Source organism: Acinetobacter sp. MF4642 (assembly GCF_002018925.1).
GTDB classification, from domain to species: Bacteria; Pseudomonadota; Gammaproteobacteria; order Pseudomonadales; family Moraxellaceae; genus Acinetobacter; species Acinetobacter johnsonii.
In genome coordinates this window covers 1-2,084 of sequence record NZ_MVON01000070.1, presented here as the reverse complement: position 1 = coordinate 2,084, position 2,084 = coordinate 1, and the positions used below count along the sequence as shown (strand labels likewise).

Genomic DNA, 2,084 nt, shown 5'->3' with positions numbered 1-2,084 from the left:
TCACATGGAGGCGCGGAAGAGATCGAAGAGGAGGACGACGAGTCGAGGAGGACGACGCATGAGAGATATAATGCGCCTATGTGTTGTCATGTGGTCTTGCAATAACTTTATGATGTGGCGTATATTTTGGACTGCACAATGAAAGCAAGTCCTCAATATTTATTTACGGGTACCATTATTCCCATACTACGAGGCAAAAAAAATGGGCTGACAGTGCGCTAACACTTCAACCCAGTGATGAACATTAATCAAGGAATGTCCATGAGTACATTTTATGGGGAAAATCCGTCCCTATCAAGCCCGAAAAGCGTTAAAAATAGCCAGCCCCTTGGTATATTTACGAAATCTCAGGTAATCCACAGCCAGCAAGGCTTTCAGCGATTCCATAATTTTTTGCTTCAAGACCAATCTGCTAAACTTTTACCCCGAGAACGTGTGGGAAATTGTTTAAAAAAACGCATCGATAAAGATAAATTACGCGAAGTTAAATACAACGAATCTAGAAAAAAAGCTCACTGGGCCAATGTCCAGCGTTGTGGTTCTATTTGGTCATGTCCTGTTTGTGCCAAACAAATTACTGAAAAACGGAGAGAGGAGCTTAAAAAGGCTGTTAATACGTGGCAAACAAGCCATGATGGCTCAATTCAGCTATTAACCCTTACCTTTAGCCATTCAAAGTCAGAAAGCCTTAAATCGCTCTTAGAACGCCAAAAAAAGGCATATAAGATTTTCCTTGAAACAACAAAAGTAAAAGTCATTCTTAAAAAAATGGGTGTTGTTCATAAGGTCAGGTCTTTTGAGGTCACTTATGGTGATAATGGATGGCATCCGCATTTTCATATTTTGATGTTTAATAAATACATTTTGGTTTCTGCTGATCTTAAAAAAAATCTTTCTGAACTTTGGATAAAGGCCTGTGTTCGTGCAGGTTTATCAGCTCCATCTATGAAGCATGGTTTAGATTTGAGAGATGGTGAATATGCTTCTGAATATGTTTCTAAATGGGGTATTGAGCACGAGTTAACCAAGGGACATATTAAAAAGGGAAAGCACAACAGTCTCACACCTTTTGATCTCTTGCAGTTATCAATTGAGGATCTTGATGTTTTTCAAAAAAAACCCTCAAAACTTTTTCAGGAATTTGCAATTTCTGTGAAAGGTGCTCGTCAATTGGTTTGGTCTAGAGGATTAAAACAGCTTTTAGAAATTGAAGATAAAACAGACGAGGAACTTGCTGAAGAAACTGAAAATGAAGCAATAAGTTTAAGGACTGTTGATGAATATATTTTTAGTTTGCTTTGCCATTATCAAAAACGTCATCAGTTTTTAAAAGCGATTGAAGATGATTGGGAAAGTGGATCTTTTGGTAGTGGATCTACTGAAAAATTACTTATTGAGATACTAGAGTTAGAAACTAAAAGATTAAGTGAGGTTGCGTAATGATTTCTTCTATTCATATTTATATTGGCCGTGTTCATAGTCACCTACCTCAGTCATTTTGGGATGATGTTGGTTCTGATCTTCATCAAAAATATGAGTGCGACCTGGTTATCATGCCAGTTGATGAAGAAAATACACGTTTGAATGTTGAGGGTGATTTAACTCCAGATGAAATGATTGATGTTAAGTTTTCATTTGGTGAACATATGCAAAAAACTCATTAAGAAAATTAACTTGTAGCCTGACTCCGGTCGGGCTTTTTTTTGTCTGTTTCTTTAGAAACGCGTAAGCGTGCATTCTGAAAAAGTCACTAAAGATTATATGAGTACTCTTTAGTTTGTTCCGAGTGATGAATGCGAGTGCGGAGCGAGGGCGCGCAGTACGCACGCAGCATGACAGAACGAGTGTCTACGAGTGATTCGGGATATTAAAATTTTAAATCCTTTTTCCCTGATTACAGCTCCCTTTTGATTTTTCACTGGATAAATAGAGCATCCCGAATGGGTGCGAACTGATTTCACATGGAGGCGCGGAAGAGATCGAAGAGGAGGACGACGAGTCGAGGAGGACGACGCATGAGAGATATAATGCGCCTATGTGTTGTCATGTGGTCTTGCAATAACTTTATGATGTGGCGTATATTT

Annotated in this window: 2 protein-coding genes; both read left to right on the top strand. The window is 38.6% G+C overall.

The window, feature by feature from the left end; genetic code table 11:
• Positions 1–261: 261 nt before the first annotated feature.
• On the top strand, positions 262–1,440 hold the full coding sequence (locus MF4642_RS16395) for a protein rep (protein WP_078426869.1): 1,179 nt from the start codon (positions 262–264) through the stop codon (positions 1,438–1,440).
• Entirely contained in the window at positions 1,440–1,664 is a 225-nt protein-coding gene (locus tag MF4642_RS16390) for a hypothetical protein (RefSeq protein WP_078426868.1), read from the top strand. Before MF4642_RS16395 ends, MF4642_RS16390 begins: the two co-directional genes overlap by 1 nt.
• The last annotated feature ends 420 nt before the right edge of the window (positions 1,665–2,084 follow it).